The following is an 850-nucleotide window of genomic DNA, read 5'->3' on the forward strand; positions in this document are numbered from 1 at the left end:
ATGGCCCCGCAATTACGTTGACGAACACGAACAGCGCAACACCATCTTTTACCGTTCCTTCCCTACCCCTGGATGGCGAAGAGCTCACGCTAAAACTCACCGTCACTGACAGCCTTGGGCAAAACAGTTCCCAAACACTAACGCTGCCACTGGTGAGTAAAAGTGCGCCATTAACCTACATGCAGATTAACAGCCCTGAAGGTGACTATATCGGGCAAGGCAAGCAGCTGTACTTCGACGATGCTTTCAGTACCTTCAACCCCAGCATTAACTATGACAATGGCGTGTCCGTACACATTGATGATGGCGATAACTGGCGGGCGGATTTTGCCGCGCCCTACAATGCGGCGTTACAACCCGGCAACTATCAGGCTGAGCGCTTCCCCTTTCAGAGCGATGGCCTTGGTGGACTCAGCATTTCCGGCGACGGCCGAGGGTGCAACACGCTTTCCGGTGGCTTTACCGTTCATTCCATTGAACAACAGGAAGACCAGGTCGACAGCTTCATGGCCAGTTTTTCCCAGCACTGTGGAGGCATTCAGAACCCTGCCCTGCTGGGAACCATTGCACTTAATGCTCGCCACCCCAGCGTACCAACAGCTAATGCTGGCCCTGGATTCTCAACAGGCCAGAACCAGACATTCACCCTGCACGGGCAATTCTCTTCCGACGACAGCAACATCACAGAATATCAATGGACACTGGATCAACCTGATATTGATATTACCGGCGCAGACCAGGCCGTGGCACAGTTCGAAACGCCCAACCTTGATGCCAATGACGATGACATCATCATAACGGCGACGCTTACTGTGACAGATGACGAAGGGTTCAAAGACCAGGACTCGAC

The 850-nt window shown here is 53.1% G+C and carries 1 protein-coding gene; it reads left to right on the forward strand.

Annotated elements, in window-relative coordinates:
- Positions 1-152: 152 nt before the first annotated feature.
- Positions 153-850: hypothetical protein (locus A3730_RS01760; RefSeq protein ID WP_197477223.1), on the forward strand; the 698-nt coding region annotated here is incomplete at its 3' end.

It is taken from the genome of Alcanivorax sp. HI0044, assembly GCF_001634945.1.